Raw genomic sequence first — 25,852 nt, forward strand, 5'->3', positions numbered from 1 at the left:
GGTGAAAATTCATATGGGAAATAAAATATCAATTTGCGGTATGGGTATTTGTATAGGTTCAGTTAGAAATACAAAAAAGCTCATAGAGTATGTTGTTGATAACAAAGAATTAAAAGAATCAAAAAAAAGAGATGAAGAAGAAATTGCATTAAAGGAAGCCTTTGAAGGGATAAATAAAAATGATGAAATTATAGTTTATTCGGATGATAAGGTAGATATAAGTTTTTTTGATAGTAGGGTAATTAAGGTTAATGAAATTAGTGGAATAAAGCTTTTAAAGATAATTAAAGAGTGCCAAGAGTTACTATATGGTAATAAGGTAAAATACGCTGTACTAGTAGGTCATACAAAGTATCCCAAACCAGGCTGTGCAGTTATTGTTATGGGAAAGTATAATTCCAATTTACCATATATGGAACATGTTATAGAGTGTGACAATAGTAAAATTGATGGTGAATTTAATTTTGTTGATGCATCCTATGAGTTCTCGGTGTTTACAAAAATTATAGTTAAGACTCTAGAGGTGTCAAGTGGTTTGAAGTTAAAGGCAAAACAGCCGGTAAATGAGATACGATATTTGTGGACAGATAGCAGAAAAAAGGTAAGGTATCTAGAAATTGAAGCGGAGAAAGATAAATGTTATGCAAAAATTAGTGAGGCAGAGTACTGTAAAAATCCAAAGCTATTATGTAAAAAGTTTATAATTCCAATTTCATTTTCTAATAGTCAACAATTGAATGATTATTTAAAGAAGTTAGAAGAAAGATTAAATAATAGTACATTGAAAGAACTTTCAGAGGAGTACTTGAGACTTTATAAAAAAAATACTGATTTAAATCAAACAATTGTTTTTGTCATACAAGACAGTAAAAGTTTATTAGAAGAATTAAAATACATAATGAACTTAAGAGAAAAAATAATGGAAAGTGGATTTTTATGGGAGGGGAAGGATGGGTCCTTTTTCATAGCTAGAGGTAATAATCCTTCTAAAATAGTGTGTATGAGTCCGCCTGGTGGTATGGTGAAGAAAGGAGCTTTTTACAGCCTATATTCACTATTTCCTGAAATAAAAAAACAGATAGAGGATGAGCTCTTTTATATTAAGGGTGACTCAAACGAAATGGTTTCACGCTATTTGTATGAAGCTGCATTAAATCAAATTAGTCTTCTAATATTAAAGAATTTTGGCGTTACTCCCAATAAAATGGTAGGGGCAAGTATGGGAGAAATCTCTCTATTCCTATCCAAAAATGTGCTAGCGAGTAAACTTTCAAGCATATCAACAGAGGAAAGAGAAAAAGCTATGACAAATGTTGTTAGTATAATTTCTGATGCGTTTAATAAACAGAAGGAATTGAGTTTTTCTTACTTTGGACGAGAAGTTCCTTTATTACAAAAGTGGTATTTAAGGTGCGATGTTGAACGTGTAAAGAAAGCAATTGAAGAAGAAAATGAAGTGTTTTTATTTATTATTGGTTCTGAAAGTGATGTGATAATAAGTGGTGAGGAAAAGTCCTGTGAAAGAGTAATAAAAAAATTGGGCTGCATTAGTTCGAAAATTAATGATCCAAGCTTTGTACATACACCTGTTATGGAACCTGCAATGGATTTAGTTGTTAAATCAATAGAAAAAATTCAAGAGTATATACCAACTAACGAGATTCCATATGATATTTACAGTACCTATTTAAAAAGACCGTTGGATGATAGTGTAGAAATGTATGCTGAGAATATTGGATATATACTATCAAAAACAGTTGATTTTGCAGGTGTTATATCAAAAATATATGATGATGGGGGAAGATTATTTTTTGATTTGAGTTCAGGAAATTTGTGTGGAAGTTGGGCTAAGGAATGCTTAAAGGATAAGATGGATGTACAAATTTTTTCTTTGTTTGACAAGGAGAATAGTACAGATAACTTCTTGAGAATATTTGCAAAATTAATAGCTTATCATGCTGATATTGATATAGATAAGTTTGTTAATTGTTTTGAATTTATAGAAGCAAATTCAAATAAGCCCAATGAATTATCAGATGAATACCAAATATTTATTCACAAATATATTGAAAGGCAAGTACAAAACAATAAATTTGCGCTGAAAAAGTATTTTGAAAGTGAAACTGAACTGTTAAAGCAGGTACTTCAAATTGAAGCTAGAAAAGAAAAAAAATATTTGTGGAATAGAGAAGAGATTGTACATATGACGGATATATCTATGGCAGATGTTCTTGGAGATAGATACAGAGAGGCTGATAAGTATCTGGTCAGAGCTAGAATGCCATTACCCCCATTTTTATTTGTATCACGTATTTTATCAATTGATGCTGAATTTGGTGAATTACGTCCTTCAGAAATAGTAATGGAATATGATATTGACGAAGAATTCATTTTTAAAACAGGAAAGAATGAAATATCCAGTGTATTTATAGGAGAGGCTTCTCATATAGGAATTTTTTTAGCGGCATATATTGGTATTGATATAATTTCAAAAGGAAAATTAAAATTTAGAATTACAGATGTAACGTCAGTTATTAAAGAAGAGAAGATTTTTAGGGTAGGAGATACCTTTAGACTTGTATATAGGATTGATAGATTTGTAAGAAAAGGGTCTACTACATTGTTATTTTGTTCCTATGATAATTATTCAGGAGGAAAGCTTATTTCAACAACAAAGGCAATTGGAGGCTTCTTTACTCAAAAGGAATTGGACAGCGCTACAGGTATTGTAAATAAGTTTGAAGTAACAAACAATATTGAGGGAAAAGAGTTTTTGCATTTTTCACAATCAACTAAGACAGAATATGATTCTACTTATACACGTGAGTTTTTTGAAGGTAATATAAATGAATGTTTTCATGGAAATTCATCGGTTACATTTGATGAGCAGAGAATAAGAAATAAAAATGCAATTATGGTAGATGAAATACTTAAAATAAACTATCAAGGTGGTAAATATAAAAGTGGCTATATTTGTGCACAAAAATATTTAGATGCATCCTTTTGGGCATTTAAAGCACACTTTAAAAATGATCCTGTTCTTCCTGGAACAACAATGCTAGAAGGACTTAATCAGACAATGGAATTTTTGTGTGCACATGCTGGATTATTTGGATACTATGATAAAACAAGATACTATGAGGCGGCAAATTCTACTATGAAAGTATGCTTTCGTGGACAAGTTCGCCCAATACAGTCAATTTTGAAATATGAAATTCATGTAAAGAGTAGTGAAAAAACTAATAATGGTATTTACATTACAATCGATGGTGATGTTACATGGAATAATATACATGTTATACACCAAGAAAATATGGTTTACCGAATCATTGGGGAAGAGTGAGGTAGATATAATTGGCTTATTTAAATAAGGAAAATTGTTTGAAGATATTGGCTAGTAGTAAGTGCGACACAATTTATATTGTAAAAAAAGATGGTGTGTTTTTAGCAGCAGACTCGCTAGAAAAAGGACAAAAAGCTGTTGCTAAAATACCTAATATAAAACCAGGGATGTTTGGTAGTGAAGAATTTAAAAACGATTATCATGTTAAGTATGCATTATGTGGTGGTGCAATGGCAAACTCAATTGCATCAACTAAAATGGTAATTGAGCTCGGAAAGCATGGATTTATAGGGTCTTTCGGCGCAGGGGGATGTTCTAATAGTGTTATAGAGAAAGCAATTGATGAAATTCAGAAAGAACTTAAAGCTGGAAACTTTATGATAAATATGCTTGCAACTCGAAACAGTATTAAAGAAATGGAATTAGCAGAGTTACTTATTAGAAAAAATGTAACAGCTGTAGAGGCATCTGCCTACATAAGAATATCTGAAGCACTTATTTATTATCGTGTAAATGGATTGAAACGTAAAAAGGATGGTACAGTTTTTATACCACATAAGATAATGGCTAAGATTTCACGTGAAGAGGTTTTAAGGTTATTTTTAACACCACCTGACGAAAGAATTGTAAATAGATTATTAGAAACCAGGAGAATATCTATAGATGAAGCATTGCTTGCAAAAGAAATCCCAATGGCAGATGACATTACAGTAGAAGCAGATTCAGGTGGACACACAGATGGAAGGCCATTAGTATCTATGTTACCTTCTATGATAGCTTTAAGTAATAGGCTTCAAAACCAATATAATTACAAAAGAAAAGTACGTATTGGTGCAGGAGGAGGAATTGGCACAGGACTTTCTGCGTTAGGAGCATTTTTAATGGGAGCATCATATGTAGTAACTGGTTCAATTAATCAATCTTGTGTGGAAGCTGGAACTTCAAGCTATGTAAAAGAAATATTAAAAGATGTGGAAATGGCAGATGTGGTAATGGCACCCTGCGCAGATATGTTTGAAATTGGAGGAAGAGTTCAAGTTATAAAAAAAGGAACTATGTATGCACAAAATGCACAAAGATTGTATGAATATTATTTAAAATATACATCTCTTGATGAGATACCTGATAAAGAAAAAGAAAAAATTCAAAAGAGAATATTAAAAAGGAATTTTGAAGATATTTGGGAGAATACGAAAGAGTATTTTAAAAAAATTGATCCGTCAAAAATTAAGGATGCAGAAGAAAATGGTAAGAAAAAGATGGCATTGATATTTCGATGGTATTTGGGAAGTTCTTCGCGTTGGGCAGTTAATGGAGATTTAGAACATAAAATGGATATGCAAATTTGGTGCGGTCAATCTTTAGGTGCTTTTAATCAGTGGGTTAAAGGAACATATTTAGAGTTAGCAAAAGATAGAAAAGTAGCAGAAGTATCCTATCAAATATTAAAGGGAGCAGCGTACTCCTATATTATAAATTTGTTGAGAATGTATCAAGTGGATACATCTAGTTATTCGAATTTTACAATAGAAAAGGGGAATATATGATGCGAGAGAATGAAGTAAACTCATTGAAGAAGTTAATTGATTATAGTGCTGATTTATATGGAGAAAAGGATTTTATTCGTTTTAAAAAAGATAAATATCAAGTAGAGTCTAGAAGTTTCTTAGATGTGAAAAATGCTTCTGAAGCCTTTTCAAAAATGCTTAGCATGAAAGGGATTGAAAATGTACATTTTGCAATAGCAGGCAATACATCATTTGAATGGATAGCTGCCTACTTTGGAATTGTAAATAGTTCAAATGTCATTATTCCTTATGATAAAAAAGAAACACCTAGGGAATTAGAAAAGCTATTAGAGCATTCGGATACTGAAGGTATGATTTTTGATAGTACACAGAAGAAAAACTTAGCATATATAAGGGAGCATAATAAGAATATAAAGTATTTTATATCATTAGATGCAGCTGAGGATGAAGGCGATATAATCTCACTTAAAAAAGTATTTGAAAAGTATAAAGGCGGATTTTCCAAGGAAATAGATAATGAAAAGGTATGTACTATTTTATACACTTCAGGTACAACTGGTAAACGAAAAGGTGTTATGCTAACGCAGAAGAGTTTATCAAGAGATACCATGAATTTTCGTGAAAAAGCTTTTGATGATGACCCATGTGTAAAATTATCAGTTTTACCAATACACCATACATTTTGCTTTTCATGTGATGTTTTGGCATCACTTCGTTTTGGATATACTATCTGTATAAGTAGTTCAGTAGGAAGCATTTTTGCAGATTGCCAAATATATCATCCTACAAGAATGAGTATTGTGCCAGCTATAATAAAATTTATATATGAAACAATAATGAAGAAGGCAGCAGAAAATCCTAATGTTTCTGTTAACGAAATAGCTAAAAGTATGCTAGGAGGGAATATTGTTGGATTGGCAGGTGGAGGAGCATATGCAGATCCAAAGTTACTACTTAATATGGCTAAGATTGGCATACCTGCATTTGTTGGATATGGTATGACGGAGTGTTCTACAACTGTTTCGACCAGTAGTATAAGACATAATAAAATAGGATCAGTAGGAAGATTATTAAATAATACAGAAATGAAAGTGGTTGATAATGAAATTGTCATAAGAAGTGAAAGTCTTATGAAAGGATATTATAAAAATCAAAAAGCTACTGAAGAGGTTATGAAGAATGGTTGGTTAAAAACGGGAGATTATGGATATATAGATGAAGAAGGATATGTATTTATTACAGGAAGAAAGAAAAATCTTATTATTTTATCAAACGGAGAAAATGTATCACCAGAAGAGGTTGAAGCAAAGCTGTATGAAGAAGATATTATAAAAGAAGTAGTTGTTTATGGAAAAAATAATAAAATCTATGCTGAAATTTTTCCGAACAATGATTTTATGGAGAGAGAAAATATAAAAAATGTACAAGATGAGATTGCAAGAGCAGTTTTTCGTGCAAATCAAAAATTACCAGTATATAAAAAAGTAGAGAGTTTTGTTATTAGAAATATAGAGTTTGAAAAAACATCATCAAACAAGATCAAAAGGAATATATAAATACAATAGGGCTCTAAGCGACGGCTTAAGAGTCCTATACCTATAGTTGCTGGAACACTATGCGCCAAGCAGTGACTGTAGTTATTTAGATATAATAAAGATAAGTTAGATATATTTCATGAGATCAGTTTACATTTATGTAAGTATGTCATCATAAAATCAATCAAATTCATTAAAAGTAAATAATAAATACTACTTGTAATTTATGTATAAATGATGTACTATATAGTTAGTTGCTAAACAGTTTAATACCTAAACAGTATAGTACCTAAATCATAAGTTTAGTAGGAGGAAAAATGAAGGATAATGAGGCACTTATACAGCAAATAGAGAGAATTATACACAAGTACACGCAGATGGAAAAAAGAAGACGCTTTTATGGAACTAATATTAGTTTGACATATGCAGAAATTCATACAATAGATACTATTGGATCTAATGATGGAATTAATATTACGCAGTTAGCTCTATTAAAAGGTATAACTAAAGGCGCAGTTTCTCAAATGATTTACAAACTCATAGATAAGGGGCTTGTTATAAAAGAGGCATCACCTAAATCTGATGTGGAAGTAGTTTTGAAGCTTACGGAAAGTGGTAAAAAAGCATATAATGCGCATTTGGAGTTTCATAGAAAGAAAAATGAAGTTATGTGTGATAGGCTACTAAATGATATGACTGAGGAAAGTTATATAAAACTTAAAAGGGGTATGGAATCCTTTGAAAGAATGTTAGATAGACTAAGTGAACTAGATAAAGATAATAATTAAAAAAATATTTACGGGGGAGTTGTTGAGGTATGAATAATTATCCAATTATAACAAAGAAAAAAATTAAAAGTAATAACGAAGTCAAAAGAATTCAAAAAGAGAACAAAAAGAAGTATGGAAGAAGAATGTTATTTGGATATCCTAAAGCAAGTATACCTAAAATAGTTATAGAAAATGGTTGTATTGATATGGTAGGAAATAAAAGTCAGTCTGAAATTCAGGCTGTTGAAGCAAATAAGCTTTTAGAGGCTATTGAGAAAAATGAACTTACAGGAATGAGTGGAAATGGTTTTGCAACTTATAAAAAAATTAAAGTAGCAATTGCAGCACCTGGTGAAAATAAAGTAATTATTGTAAATGGTGCTGAATGCGATCCTGGTTTAACTCATGATGCATGGCTTATTAGGAATAGATTAAATGATATTATTTTTGGAAGTAAATTATTAGCAGAAATGCTTCATACATCAAAAGTTTTTTTAGCCGCAAAATTGTTAAAGAATGAAGTTATTGAGGGTATAAATGTTAAAAATCTTCCTAATCGTTACCCAACAGGTGCAGAAAAAGTATTAATAAAAGAAGTACTTGATATGGAAGTGGATAAAAATGAAATTCCAGTAAAGAAAGGAATTTTAGTTATAAATGTTCAAACTGTAATCATGATCGCTGAAATAGCAAAAGGTGAGTTTTTAAAGGGAAGTAGATATATTACAGTTGCTGATTATGAAACAGGAGAAGCTAAGGTTGCAAGAGTTAATTATGATATGGATGTAAAGGAAGTATTAGAGAAAGTTTTTGGTAATAGAAAAGGTAAAGCAATATTTACAGGCGGAGGTATTATGGCGGCTCATAAAGCCCAAGAAAATGAAAAAGTTACTCCACTAACCAATTTTATTGGCTATTCAAAGGAAGTAACTTATAATAATGAGTCTAAATGTAAAAAGTGTAGAGGATGTACTAAAAACTGCCCTATGGGAATTCAAGTTCATAAGGTAATAGGAGATCAAGAAAAAAATATAAAAACTAATATGAAGAGTTATGGAGTAGAGGATTGCATAAATTGTGGTTCATGTACATTTTTATGTATGGCTGGAAAAAACACAATGGAAATTGTAAATATGAATTCTAAATAGTTATGGTTGAGTATTTGTATTAATATATAAAGGGATAGAAAGGATCGATTGATTTATGGAGAAAAATAGTAAACTGGTCATGATGGAGAAGGGAGAAATATGGAAGGTACTTTTAAAGCTTGGAATTCCTACAATGGTAGGTATGATGATATCTGCATTATTTGTTTCTGTTGATGGATATTTTGTTGGTAATTTAGGAAAGCAACAAATGGCAGCAGTTACGGTTACAACTCCATTAACTTATATTATTACAGGACTTGGTTCTCTTCTTGGTGGTGGTGGTTCAATATACATTGCAAAACTGCTTGGTCAGAAAAATTACAAAAAAGCAAACGATGCTGGATCTGTTATTATGGATACTTCATTAATTGTTGGAGTTATTTTTGTAGCTATATTATTAATTTTTATGAACCCAATATTGAGAGGTCTTGGAGCAAGTAATACAGATATAGTATTTGCAAAACAATATGCCCAAATTTTTTCGATTTCATTGTTTTTTAATCTTTTTAACGTAACATGTAATAATATGTTAGCATCTGAGGGTGCAACAATGTATAGTATGGTTGCAATGCTTGTAAGTGGAATTTCAAATGTTTTTCTAAACCCAGTATTTATTTATGGACTTCATATGGGAATAAGAGGTTCTGGTACTGCAACTCTTGTAGCTAACATACTTACAACTTTAGTTTATTTATATTATATTGGAGCCAAAAAAGGTAGTGTTAGATATAATTTTTTAAACTTTAAACCAGTTAAAGAGTATTATGTAGAAACTGCAAAGGTTGGAGTTGTTCTTATGATCTTCCAATTACTTTATAGTGCCTCAATAGCTATAACTAATGTACTTGGTGCAGGTTATGGAGATGCGTGTGTAGCTGCAATTGGAATTGAAGTTAGAATAACCTCATTGGGGTTCATGGCAATAACAGGATTTACAAAGGGATTTCAGTCATTTGTTGGTTTTAGTTTTGGTGCAAAGGCGTTTGATAGAGTTAGATCATCTAAAAATATAGCACTCATTTGGACTACAGCATTTTGTGTTATTTGTAGTGTTTTAATGATTATATTTGCAAAACCTCTTGTTGCAATATTTAACAATGATGCACAAGTTGTATCTATTGGAGTAAAGGCACTTGTATATTATTCAGTTACATTTATGGGAATGGGCTTTATAATGGTATATACTTTGTTATTCTTGGCTACAAATCAAGCAAAATACGGTGGAATTGTTTCTCTTGCAAGGCAGGGAGTAATTTTAATACCAGGATTATTTATACTAAATGCTATATTTGGAATGCAAGGTATTCTTTTAGCACAACCATTAGCTGATGGTTTAACAGTACTGCTTATTTTATTATTAGCTTATAAATCATCAAAAAAATTAAATCAAGTAGCAGCAAATGCTTAAGATATTATTATAAAGAGAGTATATATTTTAATTATATAAATATATAGAAAAAACGATGCAAAGCCTATTAATATAATGGTTTTGTGTCGTTTTTTATTTTAAATTATCACAAACATGAAACATTGACAATATTTATTCTTTGTATTATTATGTAGAAAGTAAAGTTAATATGTATTGTTAGGTGAGGCTCCTATATAGATATATGCTACTGCCCAAAAATATCGAAAGATGCCAATGGGTTAGCAGGTACTACCGAATTAAGGTTTTACTTAATGTAGCTGGGTTTACCCAAAGCTATATAGTGCTAAAGCTCAACGAAAGATAGAATATTTTTGTTGTTGTTTTGTGAGGCCTTTTTGGGGCTTTTTTTATTTTTTTGGAGGTGAAATCAATGGACGCAGACCCTAGTCATTTATGCAAGAACAACATACAATTTTCAAAAAACATAAACGTGGGGAAACTGCCTAAATTGTTTGTATAAAATTTAGTTTACTTTCCCATGTTATTTGGGAGGTAAAATTAAATGAAAAAGAAAAACAAGCTATTGTTTATACTAGGCATTATTGGTCCAGGTTTAATAACAGTAAATGCTGGCAATGATGCAGGTGGTATAGCTACTTATGCAACGGTAGGAGCTTCATATAGTTATAAGATGCTGTGGGGACTTTTGTTAATTACATTTAGTCTAGCTGTAATTCAAGAAATGAATGCAAGAATGGCAGTAGTTACAGGAAAAGGCTTATCAGATTTAATAAGAGAAAATTATGGAGTTAAGTGGTCTTTGTTTGCAATGCTCATATTATTTATAGCTAATTTTGGTGTGTGCGTAGGAGATTTTGCTGGAATAGCTGCAAGCTTAGAGTTATTTGGGATTAGTAAATATATAACAGTACCTATTATGGCATTTTTAGTATGGCTTGTTATTACAAAAGGGTCATATGCTAAAACGGAAAAAGTTTTTTTAGCATTCACCTTTGTATTTTTTACTTATATCATAACTTGTATAAAAGTTCATCCAGACTGGCATACAGTTATTAAAACTACAGTTACACCAAGCATAAGCTTTTCAAATGGATATATTTTAACGTTCATAGGAATGATAGGTACAACTATAACACCATATATGCAGTTTTATCTTCAGTCAGCAGTGGTGGACAAGGGCTTGAGTATAAAGGAATATAAATATGAAAAACTAGATGTATACTTAGGAGCCGTGTGGGGAAATTTAGTAGCATTTTTTATAATTGTTTGTACAGCAGTAACGCTTTATAAATACGGAATTAAAATAAATAGTGCACAAGAGGCAGCTATGGCATTAAAGCCTCTAGCAGGAAACTATGCTACAATACTTTTTGCAGCAGGACTATTTGGAGCATCGGTTTTAGCTACAATGATAATACCACTATCAACAACATATGCTATTTGTGAAACCTTTGGACTGGAAAGAGGACTTGATAACTCATTTAAAGAGGCTAAAACTTTTTATGGAATTTTTACTTTTATGATTTTATTTAGTTCGGCATTAGTACTTGTTCCAAAGCTTTCCTTAGTAGGTATTATGCTTGTTACTCAGCAAATTGCAGGTATACTTTGTCCAGTAATTCTTATATTTATGGTGCTTTTAATAAATAATAAGGATATTATGGGGAAATATATTAATAACAAATTGCAAAATATAATAGTATACATAACAGTAGTTTTTATAATAGTATTATCAGTAATATTATTTGTATCACCAATAATAAATAAACTAATTTAAAATATTAATACATTGTGATATATAGAAGATTCTAAGGAGGTATTTATTAGAAATCTTTTATATATTACTACTTGACATGTTTATAAAAGAAAGATAAAATTAAAGCTGAGTTGAACGTGTTCAACTACATAGGGGAAATCTTAGCTAAGTGACGGAGGTGATTTCATTGGATGAAGTGAGAAATAAGATACTGTGGGCAGCCAAGGAACTTTTTAAAGAGAAAGGTTACAAAAAAACCACTATAAGACAAATAGTTGATAAATCAGGGGTTTTAATTGGCAGCATATATTACTTTTTTAAGAATAAAGAAGAAATATTTGAGACTATTGTTTTAGAGTTATTCGATAAAAGTGACAGTATAGTAAATGAAAGCTTTGATATAGAAACTCCTGCATTAAAGTATGCTATTATGTGTGCTATAGAACTTAAAGCAGTTGAAATGCATGAATTGATATGTGAATTTTATTATGAAGCATATAGTTCGGATTTAATATTAAATAAGGTAGTACGTCGTGCGGCTAAGAGGTCAGAGAAATTGTTTAAAGAATATAATAAGAAATATACCTTTGAAGACTATTATATACGTACATTAATGGTAAAGGGGTCAGTGAGAAGTGTTATTGTAAGTCGTTATTTAGATAAGAATGTTGATTTTGATAAAATTATAAATACATTTTTGCGAATAAGTCTTCAAGCGTTTAATGTGGATAAAAATGAAATTGAAAGGGTAATAAGCTGCATAGGTAAAATGCAGAACAATATTCTTGAAATGGTAGATAGAATAGGTAATGAAACATTTTCTGTATAAGTAAAAATACCATTCGTTTAGAGTGGTATTTTTTAGAATAGTATTTGAACATGTTAAAATAGGCATTAGGGGGAATAGTAATGAGATTAAAAAAAGTAAAAATTCAGGGTAGTGAAAAATGTACGCTATGTGTATTAAAGGATGATATATGGCTTTCATTTGAAGCCCTACTTAAAGGTGTACCTAATGATGGTACTAAGGAGCGTTTTAGACTTGAAAAAGTATCAGATGACCTTATTGAATTTTTAAAAGATATAAAAATTCTTAAACCTAAACTTGAAGAATTAATAGAAGCTGCAAAAGCTAGTAAGGTTAAATTAACGCTAAAGGGCGAAGAAGTTATTCCATTTAGACCATTACTTTATCGTGATTTTATGCTTGGAGAACGTCACTTAATTAATAGTTCACGTGGATTTACCAAGCGTATGCTTCCTAAGGTTATGCCATTAGTGAAAATTTATGAAAGTATAACACGAAAGCCTTTTCCTGCTTTTTTACCTAAAAAACCTTGGTATGATAACCCAGTATATTATAAAGGCAATCATTTATCCTTTTTTACTGATGGGGATACTATAAAATATCCTAAATATGCTGAAATAAAGGATTATGAGCTCGAGCTAGGTATGATTATTACTAAAGATATATTGAATGTTACTGAAAAGGAAGGCTTTGATGCAATAGGAGCATTTTGTGTATTTAATGATTTTAGTGCACGTAATGTACAGTTAGATGAGATGAAGAAAACAGGATTTGGTCCATGTAAATCAAAGGATTTTGCAAGTGCAATTTCTTCAGAGGTTGTAACATCAGATGAAATACTGCCAATTTTAGATACATTAAAGGCAAGAGTTTTTGTAAACGGTAAAAAAGCTTCAGAAGGGAAATTAAATGAATTTTATCATTCCTTGGGAAGAGCCGTTAGTTATGCATCTAAAGGAGAGAAGGTTTATGCAGGAGAATTTATGGCTACAGGTACTATTCCAAATTGCTGCGGTATGGAAAATGATGTACTTTTAGAAGGTGGAGATACTATCAGACTTGAAATTGATAAGGTAGGAGAACTTACCAACATAATAGGCAAAACATCATTATAAAAAATAAGAGGATAATAAACTCTCTAGAGTAGAATTTTAGAGAGTTTAGCATCCTCTTATTAGTTGTTTACTATATTTAAAAATTGATTTAATCGTGGATTAGTAGAAGTTTTGAAAATGTGTTCTGGACTGCCAGAATCAATAATTAGTCCATTGTCCATAAATACAACCTTATGAGCTGCATCTCTAGCAAAGCTCATTTTATGAGTTACTACAATCATTGTCATTCCTTCATTTGAAAGTTCTTTCATTACTTTTAGTACCTCAGCTTCTAATTCTGGATCTAATGCAGAAGTTGGTTCATCAAAAAGTAAAACTTCAGGATCCATTGCCATGGCACGAGCTATAGCAACTCTTTGCTGTTGACCACCTGAAAGTTCATGTGGATATTGATCTTTTTTTTCTGCAAGTCCTACCTTATCGAGAAGGGTTATTCCACGATCTCTTGCAACATTCTTTGAACGTTTCAAAACTGTTAACTGACCCTCCATTATGTTTTGGAGTACAGTCATGTGAGGAAAAAGGTAAAAACCTTGAAATACCATGCCAGTTTTTTTTCTCAATTTTATTATGTCATTGGTATAAACATTTTTGTTTGTACCAAATTCTAATTTTAAATCATCAATATCTATAGAACCTATATTAGGTTTTTCTAAAAGGTTTATACATCTCAAAAGTGTAGTTTTTCCTGAGCCGGAAGGACCAATAATAACAGTAGTCTCTCCTTTATTAACCTTGAGATCAATACCTTTTAAGATTTCTGCTTTTCCAAAACTTTTGTGTAAGTTACTTATAGTTATCATAAAAAACCTCCTAACTATCTTGTAGTATATCTTGAAAGTCTATTTTCTAGCTTATTTTGAACTGTTGTAAGTATGGTGCAGAAGATATAGTAGATAAAAGCTGCCTCAATATATAGAAAAAGAGGTTCGTAGGTAGTTGCAGTTATTCTTTGGGCAACTTGAAACATTTCTGCAACAGTTATAGTAGCAGCAAGGGAGGTATCTTTAACAAGACTTATAAAAGAATTAGCTAAAGGTGGAATTGAAACTCTTGCAGCCTGTGGTAGAATAACGCGTCTAAGTGCTTGTGAGTAAGTCATTCCTATGGAAAAACCAGCTTCCCACTGACCTTTAGGAATAGATAAAATTGCAGCTCTAATAACTTCAGAATTGTAAGCACCTACACTCAAGGTGAAGCCTATTATTGCAGCAGTTAGTGGATTTATAGTTATTCCAACTGTAGGAAGTCCGAAGAAAATTATAAATAACTGCACAAGAAGAGGTGTACCTCTTATAATTGATACATAAAATCTAGCTAAAAGCTTTAAAGGCGTAATGTTTGATATTCTTGCTAGAGCAGTTAATAGGGCAAGAACTAAGCCTAAAGCAAAGGAAATAAGAGTAAGGGGGACTGTAAATTCTAGTCCCGCTTTTAATAATGGTAAAAATGAGTCCTTTAAAATACCTAATATTCTTAATGTATTGCTGTCAAAATTCATAATATCACCTTACTATTTTGATACATCAGTACCAAACCATTTTTTTGATATCTTAAGATATGTTCCATCGGATTTCATATCTTTTAATGCCGTATTTACGGCTGCTACAAGTTCAGGATTACCCTTTTTGAACATAGCTGCACTTTGAGAAGCATCATTGTAACTTGCTACAGCTTTTATAGGAGCATTTGGTTTTTGCTTTTTCAAATCTAAATAAGAAAGACTGTCATTAATTGTAGCATCAACTCTATTTGAAGTTAAAAGATCAACAGAGGCGTTAAAGCCATCAACCTGAACAATTTCAGCTCCATTACTTTTTGCTATATTAGCAAGGTTACTTGTTAAAGATTGGGCAGATTTCTTACCCTTTAAATCAGCAAAGGATTTAATTGTATTATCATCTTTTCTTACTATAAGTGTAGCCCTTGATGTAATGTATGGTGTTGAAAAATCATATTTTACTTTTCTATCTGGTTTTATTGCAACTTCATTTATAACAACATCAAATCTATTAGCATCAAGTCCAGCAAACATTCCGTCCCACTTTGTTTCAACAAATTCTGGTTTTACGCCTATACGTTTTGATACTTCCTTAGCAATATCAACATCAAAGCCTGTTAAATCACCTTTACTATCATGGAAGGTAAAAGGGGCATAAGTACCCTCAGTACCGATACGAAGTTTGCCTTCAGATTTTATTTTTTCAAGAGAGTTTTTAGCAGTTTTGCTGGTACTACTGGAACAACCAGTTATACCTACGATTAGGGTTAAGGCTAATAGAGTGCCTGTGAATATATTTCTTCTTTTCATTTTTTATTACCTCCAAAATGTACTAACTATTTTTAAAAGTTCATAATTTTAGGTTAGCCTAAAATTATAGTATTATTACAATTCATACTATACCGATAGGAAAACTTAATTTTGTATTTATATAATACCTATTTATAATAAATTTGTCAATGGAATTTGAAAAAAATAGAGTTTATAAGAGGTATTTATGGTATAGTATAATTAGTTAAATAAAAGCATTATGAATTTATACAAAATACTTAGATTATATAAAGTTTTAAATACTTTTTTAGACTTCTTTAATTTTGTATTAGCACAAATCGAAAATATAGTTCTTGATATATATGATGGACTATAATACTATTATATATAGGGATTAAAAAAAGCCCGATAAGAGATAAAACTTTAATTGCACACGTTAAACATACAAAACTTATAGGAATTAAAACATATAATAAAGTTTATAGCTAGTGCGTCTTGAGTATTAACTCCGAAGGGAGATGGTGAAAAGAGTAGGGGGAGGAGACTCTCTATACAAATATTTTCACGAAAAGATGTAAATAAAAAGTTTTTAAAGCCAAGGAGGAAGAAAGAATGAAAAGATTAGAAACAATAAGAAAGATGGCAGAATGTGGATTAGTGGCAGTAATCAGAGCTGAATCTAAAGAAGAAGGCGTTAAGGTTATTGATGCAGTTATAAAGGGCGGTATCAAAGCTATTGAAATAACAATGACAGTACCAGGAGCTATTGATATTATTAAAGAATTATCTGAACAATATAAAGAGCAAGACGTAATTATAGGAGCAGGCACTGTACTTGATCCAGAAACAGCAAGAGCTTGTATATTAGCAAATGCAAAGTTCATTGTAAGTCCAAACTTAAATGCAGAAACAGTTAAACTTTGCAATAGATACAGAATACCAACTATGCCAGGAATAATGACTGTTAAAGAAGCTATTGAAGCTTTAGAATTAGGAGTAGAAATAATTAAAGTATTCCCAGGAAATGTTTCAGGACCATCTATAATAAGCTCATTTAAAGGACCTCTTCCACAAGCTAGCTTTATGCCAAGTGGTGGAGTAAGTTTAGATAACGTTAAAGATTGGATAAAAGCTGGAGCAGTAGCAGTAAGTACTGGAGGAAGCTTAACAAAAGGAGCAAAAACTGGAGATTTTAAAGCAGTAACAGAAACAGCAGCTAAATTTGTTGAAGAAGTTAATAAGGCTAGAGGTCTTGCTTAATATTTATATATAAAAATGCGTCATCTAAGGTTTAACTTTAGATGACGCATTTTTATTTGATAATAAAATAAGAACTATAAAATCAAGTTGTAGAGTGATAAGCTATAAAGGGGTGTTATTGTGGAGAAAATAGTAATTAGAGGAAAAGAGTATAGATTTATAAAGGATTATAAAGATAATAATTCACTTAGAAATAGCTTAAACTTATTAACTCAAAGTATATTTGGTTTTAATTTTGAGGTTTGGTATACTGAGGGGTTCTGGGGTGATTTTTATATACCCTATTCAATTTTTGATAATGATAAAATTGTAGCAAATGTTTCTGTTAGTGTTATGGATTGTGAAGTGTTAAATGAAGTTAAAAGGTATGTACAACTAGGAACAGTAATGACGGATGTTAATTATAGAAATCAAGGCTTATCAGAATATCTTATAAATAAAGTTATAGAGGAATGGAAAAATAAATCTGATATGATATACTTATTTGCCAACGATAGTGTTTTGAAGTTTTATCCTAAGTTTGGTTTTGAAGTTGCATGTGAGTATGAATATTCAAAGAAAATAAACAGTAAAAACAATACTATTAAGGCTAAAAAATTAGATATGTCATTAAAAGAGAGTAAAGAACTATTTTTGAGAAGTGTAGTAACGTCAAATACAATGGCTAAAATATCAGTATTAAAAAATACGTCATTAGCTATGTTTTATTGTGGTTATTCCATGAGTGACCAGGTGTATTATATAGAAGATTATTCAGCTGTAGCTGTAGCTGAATTTTATGATAATATTTTAAAATTAAAAGAAGTATTTTGCACAGAGGAAACAGATATAGATAAGATTATTAATAAGCTTGCGTATAATGGTATAAAGAAGGTTGTTTTTGGATTTACGCCTAAAAGAACAGAAGATTATGAAGTGAAAATATTAAAAGAAGAAAATTTAACTTTATTTGTAATGAAAGAGAATTCTAAGTTATTTAAAAACAATAAATTGATGTTCCCTTTATTATCTCATACTTAAACATAAAAAAGCTTTTTATTTTGTAGTTTGAATTTATTTTGCAAAGTAAGCTTGACAATTAATGCAAAGTATACTATACTAAAAATGCAAAGTTAACATTGCGGGGAGATGATTATTTGAAGACAAAAATTCATGAACTAAGAAAGCAGCATAAGTTATCTCAAGAGGAACTAGCTTTAGCAGTTGGTGTAACCAGACAGACTATTACATCTTTAGAATGTGAAAAGTATACGGCATCTTTAGTTCTTGCTTATAAAATAGCTAAGTATTTTGATTTAACAATCGAAGAGGTTTTTGATTTTTCTAATATAGAGGAGGAATTATAAAATGGATAGTTTCAGAAGTATTTTAAAGAAGAGAATAAGTATTATGGGAGCAGTAAATGGATTAGCTATTATATTTATAGCACTTACAGCAATGTATACCAGAAAAGCTTCAAGCACAGATACATCAGATATGATTCATGGTTTTCAGGTAGGATTAGCGCTTGGAATAGAAATTATTATGATTATGTTTATAGCGAAATATAATAAGGCATTAAAGGATGAAAATGAATTAAAGAAGCTATATATAAAAGAGAATGATGAAAGAGAAAGATTTATAAATGATAAGATTGGGGGGGTAGGTTTTTACTTAGCATTAGGCATTATTGGGGTTGCTACTGTTATTGCTGGATTTATTAATCAGATAGTATTTTTTACATTAGCAGGAGTTTTAATTTTTATGACAGCTGTAAAAGTAGGATTAAAAGTTTATTACAAAAACAAATTCTAAAGTTGATTAAAAAAATCATGATAATTAAGGTTAAAAATTCAATTGAATTATTATGTATATACAAGATAAATTATAATATTACAAATAAAATATTAAATATTCCACTAAAGTAAAAAATAATAATAATTGCATAAAAATACTATATGTAATATAATAATAATGTTAAAATTAGTCAGTTATAAAATATTCTAACTTGTCTATCAATGTAATTTATACGGAGTTTCTGTATAAATTTAATACTCAAAAATAAACTATTTTATGATTTAAATATAATTTCAATACCTTAAATTAATTGTTGATAGAAACGTAATTTAATGGTATGAATAAAAGAAAGGGTATTAATTATGATAAATTATAATGAAATTAATATTGAAAATGTTATTGAGAGTGGATTAGTTGATATAATTTTAAAAAATGATGGTTCTACCACTAGACTTTTAGAAACTTTAGTTGGAAATACAATAACAGTAGGTGTAGATTCTCAAAACGTAATTTCAAAAGGCAAGCTTCCTGAAGAGGTTAACGATTATTTTAAAAGAGATACTCAGTATTTATTTCGTGTTGTTTCTTTGTATTACAATGGTGAAGTACTTTCAAATAATGTTGTTGTGGCAGAAGTAAATAAATTAAATTATGAACTTAATTCGCAACTTGAGAAGGGACAAATTCCTTTGGGTAAATTGATAAGTAAAACAGATCACATAAGAAATAATGTTTGTAGTAAGATATTTTCATCAAATGAATTACAAAGTTTGTTCCAAAATTTTAAATTAGAAAAGAATATGTATCCTGTGAAGCAATACACCATAGATAAAGAGGGAGAATGTTGGTTTTACGTTTGTGAAGTATTTCATTATGACACTATATTAAAATATTTTAAAATAAGCAATTCTAATAAGAAATTACAATTAACTTAAATACAATATTTTATGTGATTAGCTAGCCGACTAGAGTCATTATCCAAAACTCAATTTCACCTATACTTGACATTGCAGGAAATGAGACAACTTTTTTAAAACCTAATTTTAAATATATTTTTATTGCAGCTTTATTAAAGGTTGTTACAGTTAAGCGAAAGTTTTTGGCATTTAGCTTAGATTTAGCAAAGTTTAAGCCACAGTTAAAAAAATCAAAACCAACACCATGGCCACAAAGATTTGGATTTAAACCAAGGCCAATGTCAGTAATAATATCATCATTATAAAGTCCTAAGTCTTCACCTAATGGAACTCGAGCAGCTGCACCAAAGCCATAGTAACCTACAAGATTATTTTTATTATCAAGGACAGCAAAATAGTCACCGTGTAGGAGCTCTTTTATGCATTCTTCACTACCATTCATATTATAGATAGAAAACTGTTTTTCATAATTCCAGTTTGAAATTTCTAATGCTTTATTATAATCCATTTCAGTTATATTTAAATCCAAATTTATCACCTCTAAAGCTTTTTTATAAATAAAATATATCTATTTCAATGAATCAGTAAAATAGATATATTTTATATGTTCTAAGAAATTTTATAAAATTTTAAAAGTACGTTTTCAGGTAATCTAGTAGCATAGCATAAAAAAATATGATTCATTAACCATTTGTACTTTTGAGAATATGTTTCAAAGGTTGGAATTGTACGGAAATAATAAGCATTAGGATCAACAAATTCACCATTTTTTACAGCAGCTATATATTCATCTGGGACTGTACGAATTCCGTTATTTTCAATGTAAATTTTATTACCATCGTCTAATTCTATTGCATATCTTGCTGAAAGTTCACATTTTCCATCTGGGCGAATGACTTGGCTGTCAATTCCGCCAGGCAGTACTTTACCATTAAAATCATTACCACTCACTGTTCCAGAAACTATTGGAATAAGTTGGCGCCTCCCAACAATATCATCTTGACCAATTAAAATCGGTGTATCAACTGTTATTGTAATACTAAATACCTCTTCATAATCCATTTCTTTTATTTCAGCTTTTTCCATTATCGGTCACTTCCTTCTAGTTTTTATCAATCATCTATAATTATAACACTTTATAATATATAGATAAAATATAAGAGATAATAAACTAAAGGACTAATATGGCAAAATTAATGCATCTTAATAAGAAAAAACCTTATTTTTTTATCGCCCCAACCTAAATCCCAAGGAACATGATATCGGTCTGTTGTATGTGAATTAACTAAGGGATAACCATGTGAATCAAAAGAAGTAACTAGAGCAAAGTGGTCAATATTACCTCTTCCTTTTTCATAGCAAACAATATCACCAAAATCTAGTTTAGATATAGCTGGCTCAGAAGACGCTTCTGTAAGTTCTTTAAAAGTTCCTGCTTTAATAACGCTACCTTTTCCACTATAGATAAGGTAATTTTTTAATCCATCTGCATTTGACCAAGCTCTGCTTCCAGTTGCTCTTCCGTATTTAACCATAGGACAGCGCCAAGTTCCATCTTGAGGAAGACCACCAGCCTCTTTGTCACCTAAAGCTTGAGAAACAAAATTTGTGCAGTCGCCTCCAGCACCGTTAAAGTCCATGTATTTGGGATTATATTTGAAATCATTGCTGCTCCCCCAAGCTGCACCACAGTATTTATCGGCATAAGCAATAGCTTTCAATCTATCATAAGTTCTATAATTCATTGAAGCGATTATTGGTTTCGTATTATTTTGTTTATATAAATAAGGTTGTGCATCAGTGGCGTAAGATTGAAGTGCATCTTCAAAGCAATCTGTATACCAATCACTAGAAATTAGCCACTTATCGTTGGGTTTTACTAAAGTTGTAGTATGTCTAATTCCTACTCCAAAGGAATTTAATTTAGGTTCTAAGTCATCCTTATATATATAATCAAATTTATAGGATTCCTCTAAAGCAAGCCGTATAGAATTCCCTCGTGGCATGATTCTTTTTATTCTTACAAAAGATTTTATACTTTTAAATTGGATTCCACGAGCACTTGACCAGTCTTTTAAATATTTTATACGCATAGTCTCGTGTTCCAACGAATACTTTCCTAGCTTTTTTTTTGTATCAAAGCTTTCACCTAAAGGAGTAGGGTCTCCTGAAACAAGACAGGAGGAACGTATATTATAAATTTTTTCTACTTCTGTCTGTAAGAGTTCTTTATTTGTTTCTAAAGGTGTTATAGTAAAGGCAAAAGTATTGAGCGGGGGGAAGCACACCAATATAATTAACGTTAGAATAAAAAAATTAAATTTGCTTATTTTGGAAAATAACAAAGTTAACTCCTCCTTATAACATAGCTTGATTAATAGTGTTCCATTTTTAAAAAAATATATGAGTAATTAGATGTGTAACATTGGGGAATATAATGAATATTTTGGAGTATAATATACTCATTCAAATTAGGCTATTTTTATAATAAAAGTACATATACTAGGATTGATTAAAAAAATATTTATAATTATAGGGAGAAAAGCAATTGAAATTTTTTTTAAAATTCATATTTCATAGAGTTACGTTTATACTTATTTCTGCATTTTTGCAGTTGTTTGTTTTAACCTTTGTGATAATAAAGTTCAATCAATACTTTATTTTCTTTTATGCAATTAATATTGTCTTAAGTATTGTAGCGGTTTTGTATATATTATATAAAAATACAAATCCAGCATATAAGATTGTATGGATTGTACCTATAGTTCTTTTTCCTCTTTTTGGAGGTCTATTTTATTTGTTTTTTGGAGGAAGTAAATTAAGTAGAAGAACTAAGAGAAAAATGACAGTTATAATAGATAAGCTAAGATTTGCAGTAGTAAAGAAAGAAGAAGTATTAAAGGATATAAGGCTTGAGAGTGAAGCTGCGGCTAGTCAATCACGATATATTCAAAATTATTCACTGTTTCCTCCATATAAAAATAGTAGTACTGAATATTTTTCTACAGGGGAAGAGGCCTTTAAAAAAATAAAAGAAGAGCTTAGCAAAGCAAAAAAATATATATTTCTTGAGTATTTTATTATAGGTAGGGGTGTTATGTGGGATAGTGTTCTTGAAATATTGACCAGAAAAGTAAAGGAGGGAGTAGAGGTTAGAGTTATATATGATGATGTGGGATGTTTGTTTACGCTGCCCAATGGATACCACAAAACTCTCGAGAAGATAGGCATTAAGTGCTGCGTCTTTAATCCTGTACTTCCAATAGTATCCTTTAAGTTTAATAATCGTGATCATAGAAAAATTGCAGTAATTGATGGTATAGTTGGTTTTACAGGCGGTATAAATTTAGCAGATGAATATATAAACAAACGTCAAAAGTATGGATATTGGAAAGATACTGTTATTATGGTTGAAGGCGAGGCAGTTTGGAATTTTACTGCTATGTTTTTATCAATGTGGAATTTTTTAAGGGGAATAGATGAAAACTTTTATGATTTTAAAACAGAAATAAAAAAGCATAACACAGTTATAAAAGGTTATGTTCAGCCCTTTGCAGATAGCCCATTAGACAACGAAACTGTATCAGAAATTATATATATGAACTTAATAAATAAGGCAAATAGGTATGTTTATATTACAACACCATATTTGGTAATAGGCAATGAACTGGTAATGGCATTGACTTCAGCAGCAAAAGGAGGAGTGGATGTAAGAATTATCACACCACGTATTCCAGATAAGAAAATCGTTAATGCTGTTACCAAATCGTATTACAAAATACTTATTGAAAGCGGAGTGAAAATTTATGAGTATATTCCAGGCTTTATACATTCAAAAACATATGTTTCAGATGATGAGTATGGTGTAGTTGGAAGTATAAACATGGATTTTAGGAGCTTATATCTTCATTTTGAGTGTGGTGTATGGTTATACAAGACCCAAAGTGTTTATGATATAAAAAAAGATTTTATTAATACATTAAAAAGTAGTTATGAGGTTACAAGAGAGGACATAAAAAAGGTTAAATGGTATAGTACTTTGTGGCGTGTTGTATTAAGAATTTTTGCACCCTTAATGTAAGAAAATGTTTATAACTTTTTTGTTAAATAAGGGAAAATGTATTGACAAAATCTCAATAATTGCTAAAATAAAATTAGCACTCAATGATGTAGAGTGCTAACAAAAGGCAAAGTAAAATAATTCAATAACCATACAATGCATTTTGTTTGGTTATCTAGACATTTAAATATAAATCAAGTGAAGGGGTATGATAAAAATGGCTGTAAAAGAATTTAAGGCAGAATCTAAAAGACTTCTCGATTTAATGATTAACTCAATCTATACAAATAAAGAGATATTTTTAAGAGAACTTATATCAAATGCAAGTGATGCTATTGATAAGTGTTACTATCGTTCGCTTGTTGACACAAATATTACTTTCAATAAAGATGATTTTTACATAAGAATTGCAGCAGATAAAGATAATAAAACTCTAACAATTACTGATACAGGAATAGGAATGACAAAAGAAGAATTAGAAAACAATCTTGGTACTATTGCTAAAAGTGGTTCTTTTGCTTTTAAAAGCGAAAATGAAGCAAAAGAAGGAGTGGATATAATAGGTCAATTTGGAGTTGGATTTTATTCAGCCTTTATGGTAGCAGCAGATGTTACTGTAATAAGTCGTTCCATTGACGCAGATGAAGCTTATAGATGGGATTCAAAAGGTGTAGAAGGATATACTATAGAAGCGTGTGAAAAAGATACACCTGGAACTGAAATTATATTAAAGATGAAGGAAAATACTGAAGATGAAAAGTATGATGAATATTTAGATGAGTATAAATTGAGAGAACTTATTAAAAAGTATTCAGATTTCATAAAATATCCAATAAAGATGATGACTAAAAAGACAAGACCTAAAGCTGACAATGATAAGGAAACAGAAGAATATTTTGAAGATGAAACTTTAAATAGTATGGTTCCAATATGGAGAAAAAATAAAAATGAATTAAAACAAGAAGACTATGATAATTTCTATACAGATAAGCACTTTGGATATGATAAGCCGCTTAAGACCATTCATTCTAATGTGGAAGGTGTTGTAAGCTATAATACTCTTTTATTTATTCCTGCAAGTGCTCCATATGACTTTTACACAAAAGAATTTGAAAAGGGGTTAGAGCTTTATTCAAATGGTGTAATGATAATGCAAAAATGTGGAGATTTACTTCCAGATTATTTTAGCTTTGTTCAAGGTCTAGTTGATTCTCCAGATTTATCTTTAAATATATCAAGAGAACTTCTTCAACATGACAGACAGCTTAAGTTTATTGCTAAGAAAATAAAAGATAAAATTAAGAATGAACTGCTATTAATGGCTAAAAATGATCGTGAAAATTATATTAAATTCTTCGAAAGTTTTGGTAGACAATTGAAATATGGTGTTTATTCTGATTTTGGAAGTAATAAGGAAGTACTTCAAGACTTACTTATGTTCTATTCTTCAACAGAGAAAAAACTTGTAACACTTGATGAATATGTTTCAAGAATGAAAGAAGATCAAAAATATATTTACTATGCATCAGGTGAAAATAACGATAAAATTGAAAAACTTCCGCAGACAGAAGTTGTTAAAGATAAAGGATATGAAATATTATACTTCACAGATGATGTAGATGAATTTGCAATTAAAATGTTAATGAAGTATAAGGAAAAAGAATTTAAATCTGTTTCAAGTAAGGATTTAGGCTTTGAAGCTGATGAAAAAGAAAGTAAAAAAGAAACAGAAGATAATAAAGAATTATTTGATTTTATGAAAGAAGCTTTAAATGGTAAAGTTAAAGAAGTAAGAGCATCAAGTAGATTAAAAACTCATCCAGTTTGTCTTTCAAATGATGGAGAGCTGTCTATTGAGATGGAAAAAGTACTTAAAATGATGCCAGATAGCAATAATGTTAAAGCTGAAAAAATACTTGAAGTGAATACAAATCATGAAATGTTTAATGCTATTAAGACTGCATTTACAGATGACAAAGATAAATTAAAGAAGTATGCAAGTCTTCTATATAATGAGGCACTTTTAATAGAGGGACTTCCTATAGAAGATCCAGTGCAATTTGCAAATGACGTAGCAAGTTTAATAAAGTAGATAGATTAAGATGGAATGTGGAGGCTATTTTCCCACATTCTATTTTTTTATATCACACAATAATAATTATTACTTGATATT

Annotated in this window: 22 protein-coding genes and 1 riboswitch; of the genes, 16 read left to right on the plus strand and 6 right to left on the minus strand. The window is 30.2% G+C overall.

Going from position 1 to position 25,852, the window contains the following annotated elements; translation table 11 throughout:
- Window positions 1-13: 13 nt before the first annotated feature.
- The 9 genes from CLFE_RS02725 to CLFE_RS02765 all read left to right on the plus strand — a co-directional run bounded on the left by CLFE_RS02725 (window position 14) and on the right by CLFE_RS02765 (window position 13,394).
- The gene (locus CLFE_RS02725) at window positions 14-3,343 is read left to right on the plus strand and encodes a hotdog family protein (RefSeq protein ID WP_077893311.1); all 3,330 of its coding nucleotides are present in this window, start codon (window positions 14-16) and stop codon (window positions 3,341-3,343) included.
- 11 nt (window positions 3,344-3,354) lie between these two features.
- On the plus strand, window positions 3,355-4,890 hold the full coding sequence (locus CLFE_RS02730; RefSeq protein WP_077893312.1) for a PfaD family polyunsaturated fatty acid/polyketide biosynthesis protein: 1,536 nt from the start codon (window positions 3,355-3,357) through the stop codon (window positions 4,888-4,890).
- Window positions 4,890-6,428 carry an AMP-binding protein gene (locus tag CLFE_RS02735; protein ID WP_169850932.1) on the plus strand — a complete coding sequence of 513 codons (1,539 nt, stop codon included), beginning with the start codon at window positions 4,890-4,892 and terminating at the stop codon, window positions 6,426-6,428. Before CLFE_RS02730 ends, CLFE_RS02735 begins: the two co-directional genes overlap by 1 nt.
- 296 nt (window positions 6,429-6,724) lie before the next feature.
- Complete coding sequence (locus CLFE_RS02740; protein ID WP_077833728.1) at window positions 6,725-7,195, plus strand: MarR family winged helix-turn-helix transcriptional regulator; 471 nt, start codon at window positions 6,725-6,727, stop codon at window positions 7,193-7,195.
- 29 nt (window positions 7,196-7,224) lie between these two features.
- The gene (locus tag CLFE_RS02745) at window positions 7,225-8,325 is read left to right on the plus strand and encodes a 4Fe-4S dicluster domain-containing protein (RefSeq protein ID WP_077893314.1); all 1,101 of its coding nucleotides are present in this window, start codon (window positions 7,225-7,227) and stop codon (window positions 8,323-8,325) included.
- 55 nt (window positions 8,326-8,380) lie between these two features.
- On the plus strand, window positions 8,381-9,733 hold the full coding sequence (locus tag CLFE_RS02750) for an MATE family efflux transporter (protein ID WP_077833730.1): 1,353 nt from the start codon (window positions 8,381-8,383) through the stop codon (window positions 9,731-9,733).
- A gap of 166 nt (window positions 9,734-9,899) precedes the next feature.
- A riboswitch (M-box (ykoK) riboswitch) is annotated at window positions 9,900-10,063 on the plus strand.
- Window positions 10,064-10,256: 193 nt separating this feature from the next.
- Window positions 10,257-11,492 carry an NRAMP family divalent metal transporter gene (locus CLFE_RS02755; RefSeq protein WP_077893315.1) on the plus strand — a complete coding sequence of 412 codons (1,236 nt, stop codon included), beginning with the start codon at window positions 10,257-10,259 and terminating at the stop codon, window positions 11,490-11,492.
- A 175-nt stretch (window positions 11,493-11,667) separates the two neighbouring features.
- Complete coding sequence (locus CLFE_RS02760) at window positions 11,668-12,300, plus strand: TetR/AcrR family transcriptional regulator (RefSeq protein ID WP_242951613.1); 633 nt, start codon at window positions 11,668-11,670, stop codon at window positions 12,298-12,300.
- A gap of 80 nt (window positions 12,301-12,380) precedes the next feature.
- Window positions 12,381-13,394, plus strand: a complete 1,014-nt coding sequence (locus tag CLFE_RS02765) for a fumarylacetoacetate hydrolase family protein (protein ID WP_077893317.1) — start codon at window positions 12,381-12,383, stop codon at window positions 13,392-13,394.
- Window positions 13,395-13,453: 59 nt separating this feature from the next.
- Here CLFE_RS02765 and CLFE_RS02770 read toward each other — a convergent pair whose 3' ends face one another.
- The 3 genes from CLFE_RS02770 to CLFE_RS02780 are packed head-to-tail and all read right to left on the minus strand — an operon-like array spanning window position 13,454 to window position 15,705.
- A complete protein-coding gene (locus CLFE_RS02770; protein ID WP_077852160.1) occupies window positions 13,454-14,197 on the minus strand; it encodes an amino acid ABC transporter ATP-binding protein in 744 nt (247 codons plus the stop codon).
- 14 nt (window positions 14,198-14,211) lie between these two features.
- Window positions 14,212-14,895 carry an ABC transporter permease subunit gene (locus CLFE_RS02775; RefSeq protein WP_077833735.1) on the minus strand — a complete coding sequence of 228 codons (684 nt, stop codon included), beginning with the start codon at window positions 14,893-14,895 and terminating at the stop codon, window positions 14,212-14,214.
- Between the two features lie 12 nt (window positions 14,896-14,907).
- Window positions 14,908-15,705 carry an amino acid ABC transporter substrate-binding protein gene (locus CLFE_RS02780; protein ID WP_077852162.1) on the minus strand — a complete coding sequence of 266 codons (798 nt, stop codon included), beginning with the start codon at window positions 15,703-15,705 and terminating at the stop codon, window positions 14,908-14,910.
- Between the two features lie 573 nt (window positions 15,706-16,278).
- On the opposite strand from CLFE_RS02780, the gene CLFE_RS02785 reads away from it, so the two are divergent.
- The 5 genes from CLFE_RS02785 to CLFE_RS02805 all read left to right on the plus strand — a co-directional run bounded on the left by CLFE_RS02785 (window position 16,279) and on the right by CLFE_RS02805 (window position 19,637).
- Window positions 16,279-16,926, plus strand: a complete 648-nt coding sequence (locus CLFE_RS02785; protein WP_077893318.1) for a bifunctional 4-hydroxy-2-oxoglutarate aldolase/2-dehydro-3-deoxy-phosphogluconate aldolase — start codon at window positions 16,279-16,281, stop codon at window positions 16,924-16,926.
- Window positions 16,927-17,046: 120 nt separating this feature from the next.
- Window positions 17,047-17,946, plus strand: coding sequence for a GNAT family N-acetyltransferase (locus tag CLFE_RS02790; protein WP_077893319.1), 900 nt, complete (start codon window positions 17,047-17,049; stop codon window positions 17,944-17,946).
- Window positions 17,947-18,062: 116 nt separating this feature from the next.
- The gene (locus CLFE_RS02795) at window positions 18,063-18,272 is read left to right on the plus strand and encodes a helix-turn-helix transcriptional regulator (RefSeq protein ID WP_077833738.1); all 210 of its coding nucleotides are present in this window, start codon (window positions 18,063-18,065) and stop codon (window positions 18,270-18,272) included.
- A 1-nt stretch (window position 18,273) separates the two neighbouring features.
- On the plus strand, window positions 18,274-18,720 hold the full coding sequence (locus CLFE_RS02800; protein ID WP_077893320.1) for a hypothetical protein: 447 nt from the start codon (window positions 18,274-18,276) through the stop codon (window positions 18,718-18,720).
- A 344-nt stretch (window positions 18,721-19,064) separates the two neighbouring features.
- Window positions 19,065-19,637 carry a chorismate pyruvate-lyase family protein gene (locus tag CLFE_RS02805; protein WP_077893321.1) on the plus strand — a complete coding sequence of 191 codons (573 nt, stop codon included), beginning with the start codon at window positions 19,065-19,067 and terminating at the stop codon, window positions 19,635-19,637.
- A 22-nt stretch (window positions 19,638-19,659) separates the two neighbouring features.
- Here CLFE_RS02805 and CLFE_RS02810 read toward each other — a convergent pair whose 3' ends face one another.
- From CLFE_RS02810 to CLFE_RS02820, 3 genes are all read right to left on the minus strand, one after another.
- Complete coding sequence (locus CLFE_RS02810) at window positions 19,660-20,148, minus strand: GNAT family N-acetyltransferase (protein WP_242951606.1); 489 nt, start codon at window positions 20,146-20,148, stop codon at window positions 19,660-19,662.
- Between the two features lie 80 nt (window positions 20,149-20,228).
- Window positions 20,229-20,705, minus strand: a complete 477-nt coding sequence (locus CLFE_RS02815) for a DUF3237 domain-containing protein (protein WP_077893322.1) — start codon at window positions 20,703-20,705, stop codon at window positions 20,229-20,231.
- A gap of 107 nt (window positions 20,706-20,812) precedes the next feature.
- Window positions 20,813-21,949 carry an amidase domain-containing protein gene (locus CLFE_RS02820; protein WP_432706064.1) on the minus strand — a complete coding sequence of 379 codons (1,137 nt, stop codon included), beginning with the start codon at window positions 21,947-21,949 and terminating at the stop codon, window positions 20,813-20,815.
- Window positions 21,950-22,167: 218 nt separating this feature from the next.
- Between CLFE_RS02820 and cls the strand changes: the two genes are divergently transcribed.
- Both cls and htpG read left to right on the plus strand, forming a co-directional pair.
- Window positions 22,168-23,700, plus strand: a complete 1,533-nt coding sequence (cls, locus tag CLFE_RS02825) for a cardiolipin synthase (protein ID WP_077893324.1) — start codon at window positions 22,168-22,170, stop codon at window positions 23,698-23,700.
- A gap of 196 nt (window positions 23,701-23,896) precedes the next feature.
- The gene (htpG, locus tag CLFE_RS02830) at window positions 23,897-25,771 is read left to right on the plus strand and encodes a molecular chaperone HtpG (protein WP_077893325.1); all 1,875 of its coding nucleotides are present in this window, start codon (window positions 23,897-23,899) and stop codon (window positions 25,769-25,771) included.
- The last annotated feature ends 81 nt before the right edge of the window (window positions 25,772-25,852 follow it).

Source organism: Clostridium felsineum DSM 794 (assembly GCF_002006355.2).
In the GTDB taxonomy this organism is placed as follows: Bacteria; Bacillota; Clostridia; order Clostridiales; family Clostridiaceae; genus Clostridium_S; species Clostridium_S felsineum.

Excerpts from the sequence above, each read along its gene's own strand:
- CLFE_RS02725 (WP_077893311.1), top strand. The coding sequence starts at position 14 with ATGGGAAATAAAATATCAATTTGCGGTATGGGTATTTGTATAGGTTCA.
- CLFE_RS02735 (WP_169850932.1), top strand. The coding sequence starts at position 4,890 with ATGCGAGAGAATGAAGTAAACTCATTGAAGAAGTTAATTGATTATAGT.
- CLFE_RS02740 (WP_077833728.1), top strand. The coding sequence starts at position 6,725 with ATGAAGGATAATGAGGCACTTATACAGCAAATAGAGAGAATTATACAC.
- CLFE_RS02745 (WP_077893314.1), top strand. The coding sequence starts at position 7,225 with ATGAATAATTATCCAATTATAACAAAGAAAAAAATTAAAAGTAATAAC.
- CLFE_RS02750 (WP_077833730.1), top strand. The coding sequence starts at position 8,381 with ATGGAGAAAAATAGTAAACTGGTCATGATGGAGAAGGGAGAAATATGG.
- CLFE_RS02755 (WP_077893315.1), top strand. The coding sequence starts at position 10,257 with ATGAAAAAGAAAAACAAGCTATTGTTTATACTAGGCATTATTGGTCCA.
- CLFE_RS02765 (WP_077893317.1), top strand. The coding sequence starts at position 12,381 with ATGAGATTAAAAAAAGTAAAAATTCAGGGTAGTGAAAAATGTACGCTA.
- CLFE_RS02770 (WP_077852160.1), bottom strand. The coding sequence starts at position 14,197 with ATGATAACTATAAGTAACTTACACAAAAGTTTTGGAAAAGCAGAAATC.
- CLFE_RS02775 (WP_077833735.1), bottom strand. The coding sequence starts at position 14,895 with ATGAATTTTGACAGCAATACATTAAGAATATTAGGTATTTTAAAGGAC.
- CLFE_RS02780 (WP_077852162.1), bottom strand. The coding sequence starts at position 15,705 with ATGAAAAGAAGAAATATATTCACAGGCACTCTATTAGCCTTAACCCTA.
- CLFE_RS02785 (WP_077893318.1), top strand. The coding sequence starts at position 16,279 with ATGAAAAGATTAGAAACAATAAGAAAGATGGCAGAATGTGGATTAGTG.
- CLFE_RS02800 (WP_077893320.1), top strand. The coding sequence starts at position 18,274 with ATGGATAGTTTCAGAAGTATTTTAAAGAAGAGAATAAGTATTATGGGA.
- CLFE_RS02805 (WP_077893321.1), top strand. The coding sequence starts at position 19,065 with ATGATAAATTATAATGAAATTAATATTGAAAATGTTATTGAGAGTGGA.
- CLFE_RS02815 (WP_077893322.1), bottom strand. The coding sequence starts at position 20,705 with ATGGAAAAAGCTGAAATAAAAGAAATGGATTATGAAGAGGTATTTAGT.
- htpG (WP_077893325.1), top strand. The coding sequence starts at position 23,897 with ATGGCTGTAAAAGAATTTAAGGCAGAATCTAAAAGACTTCTCGATTTA.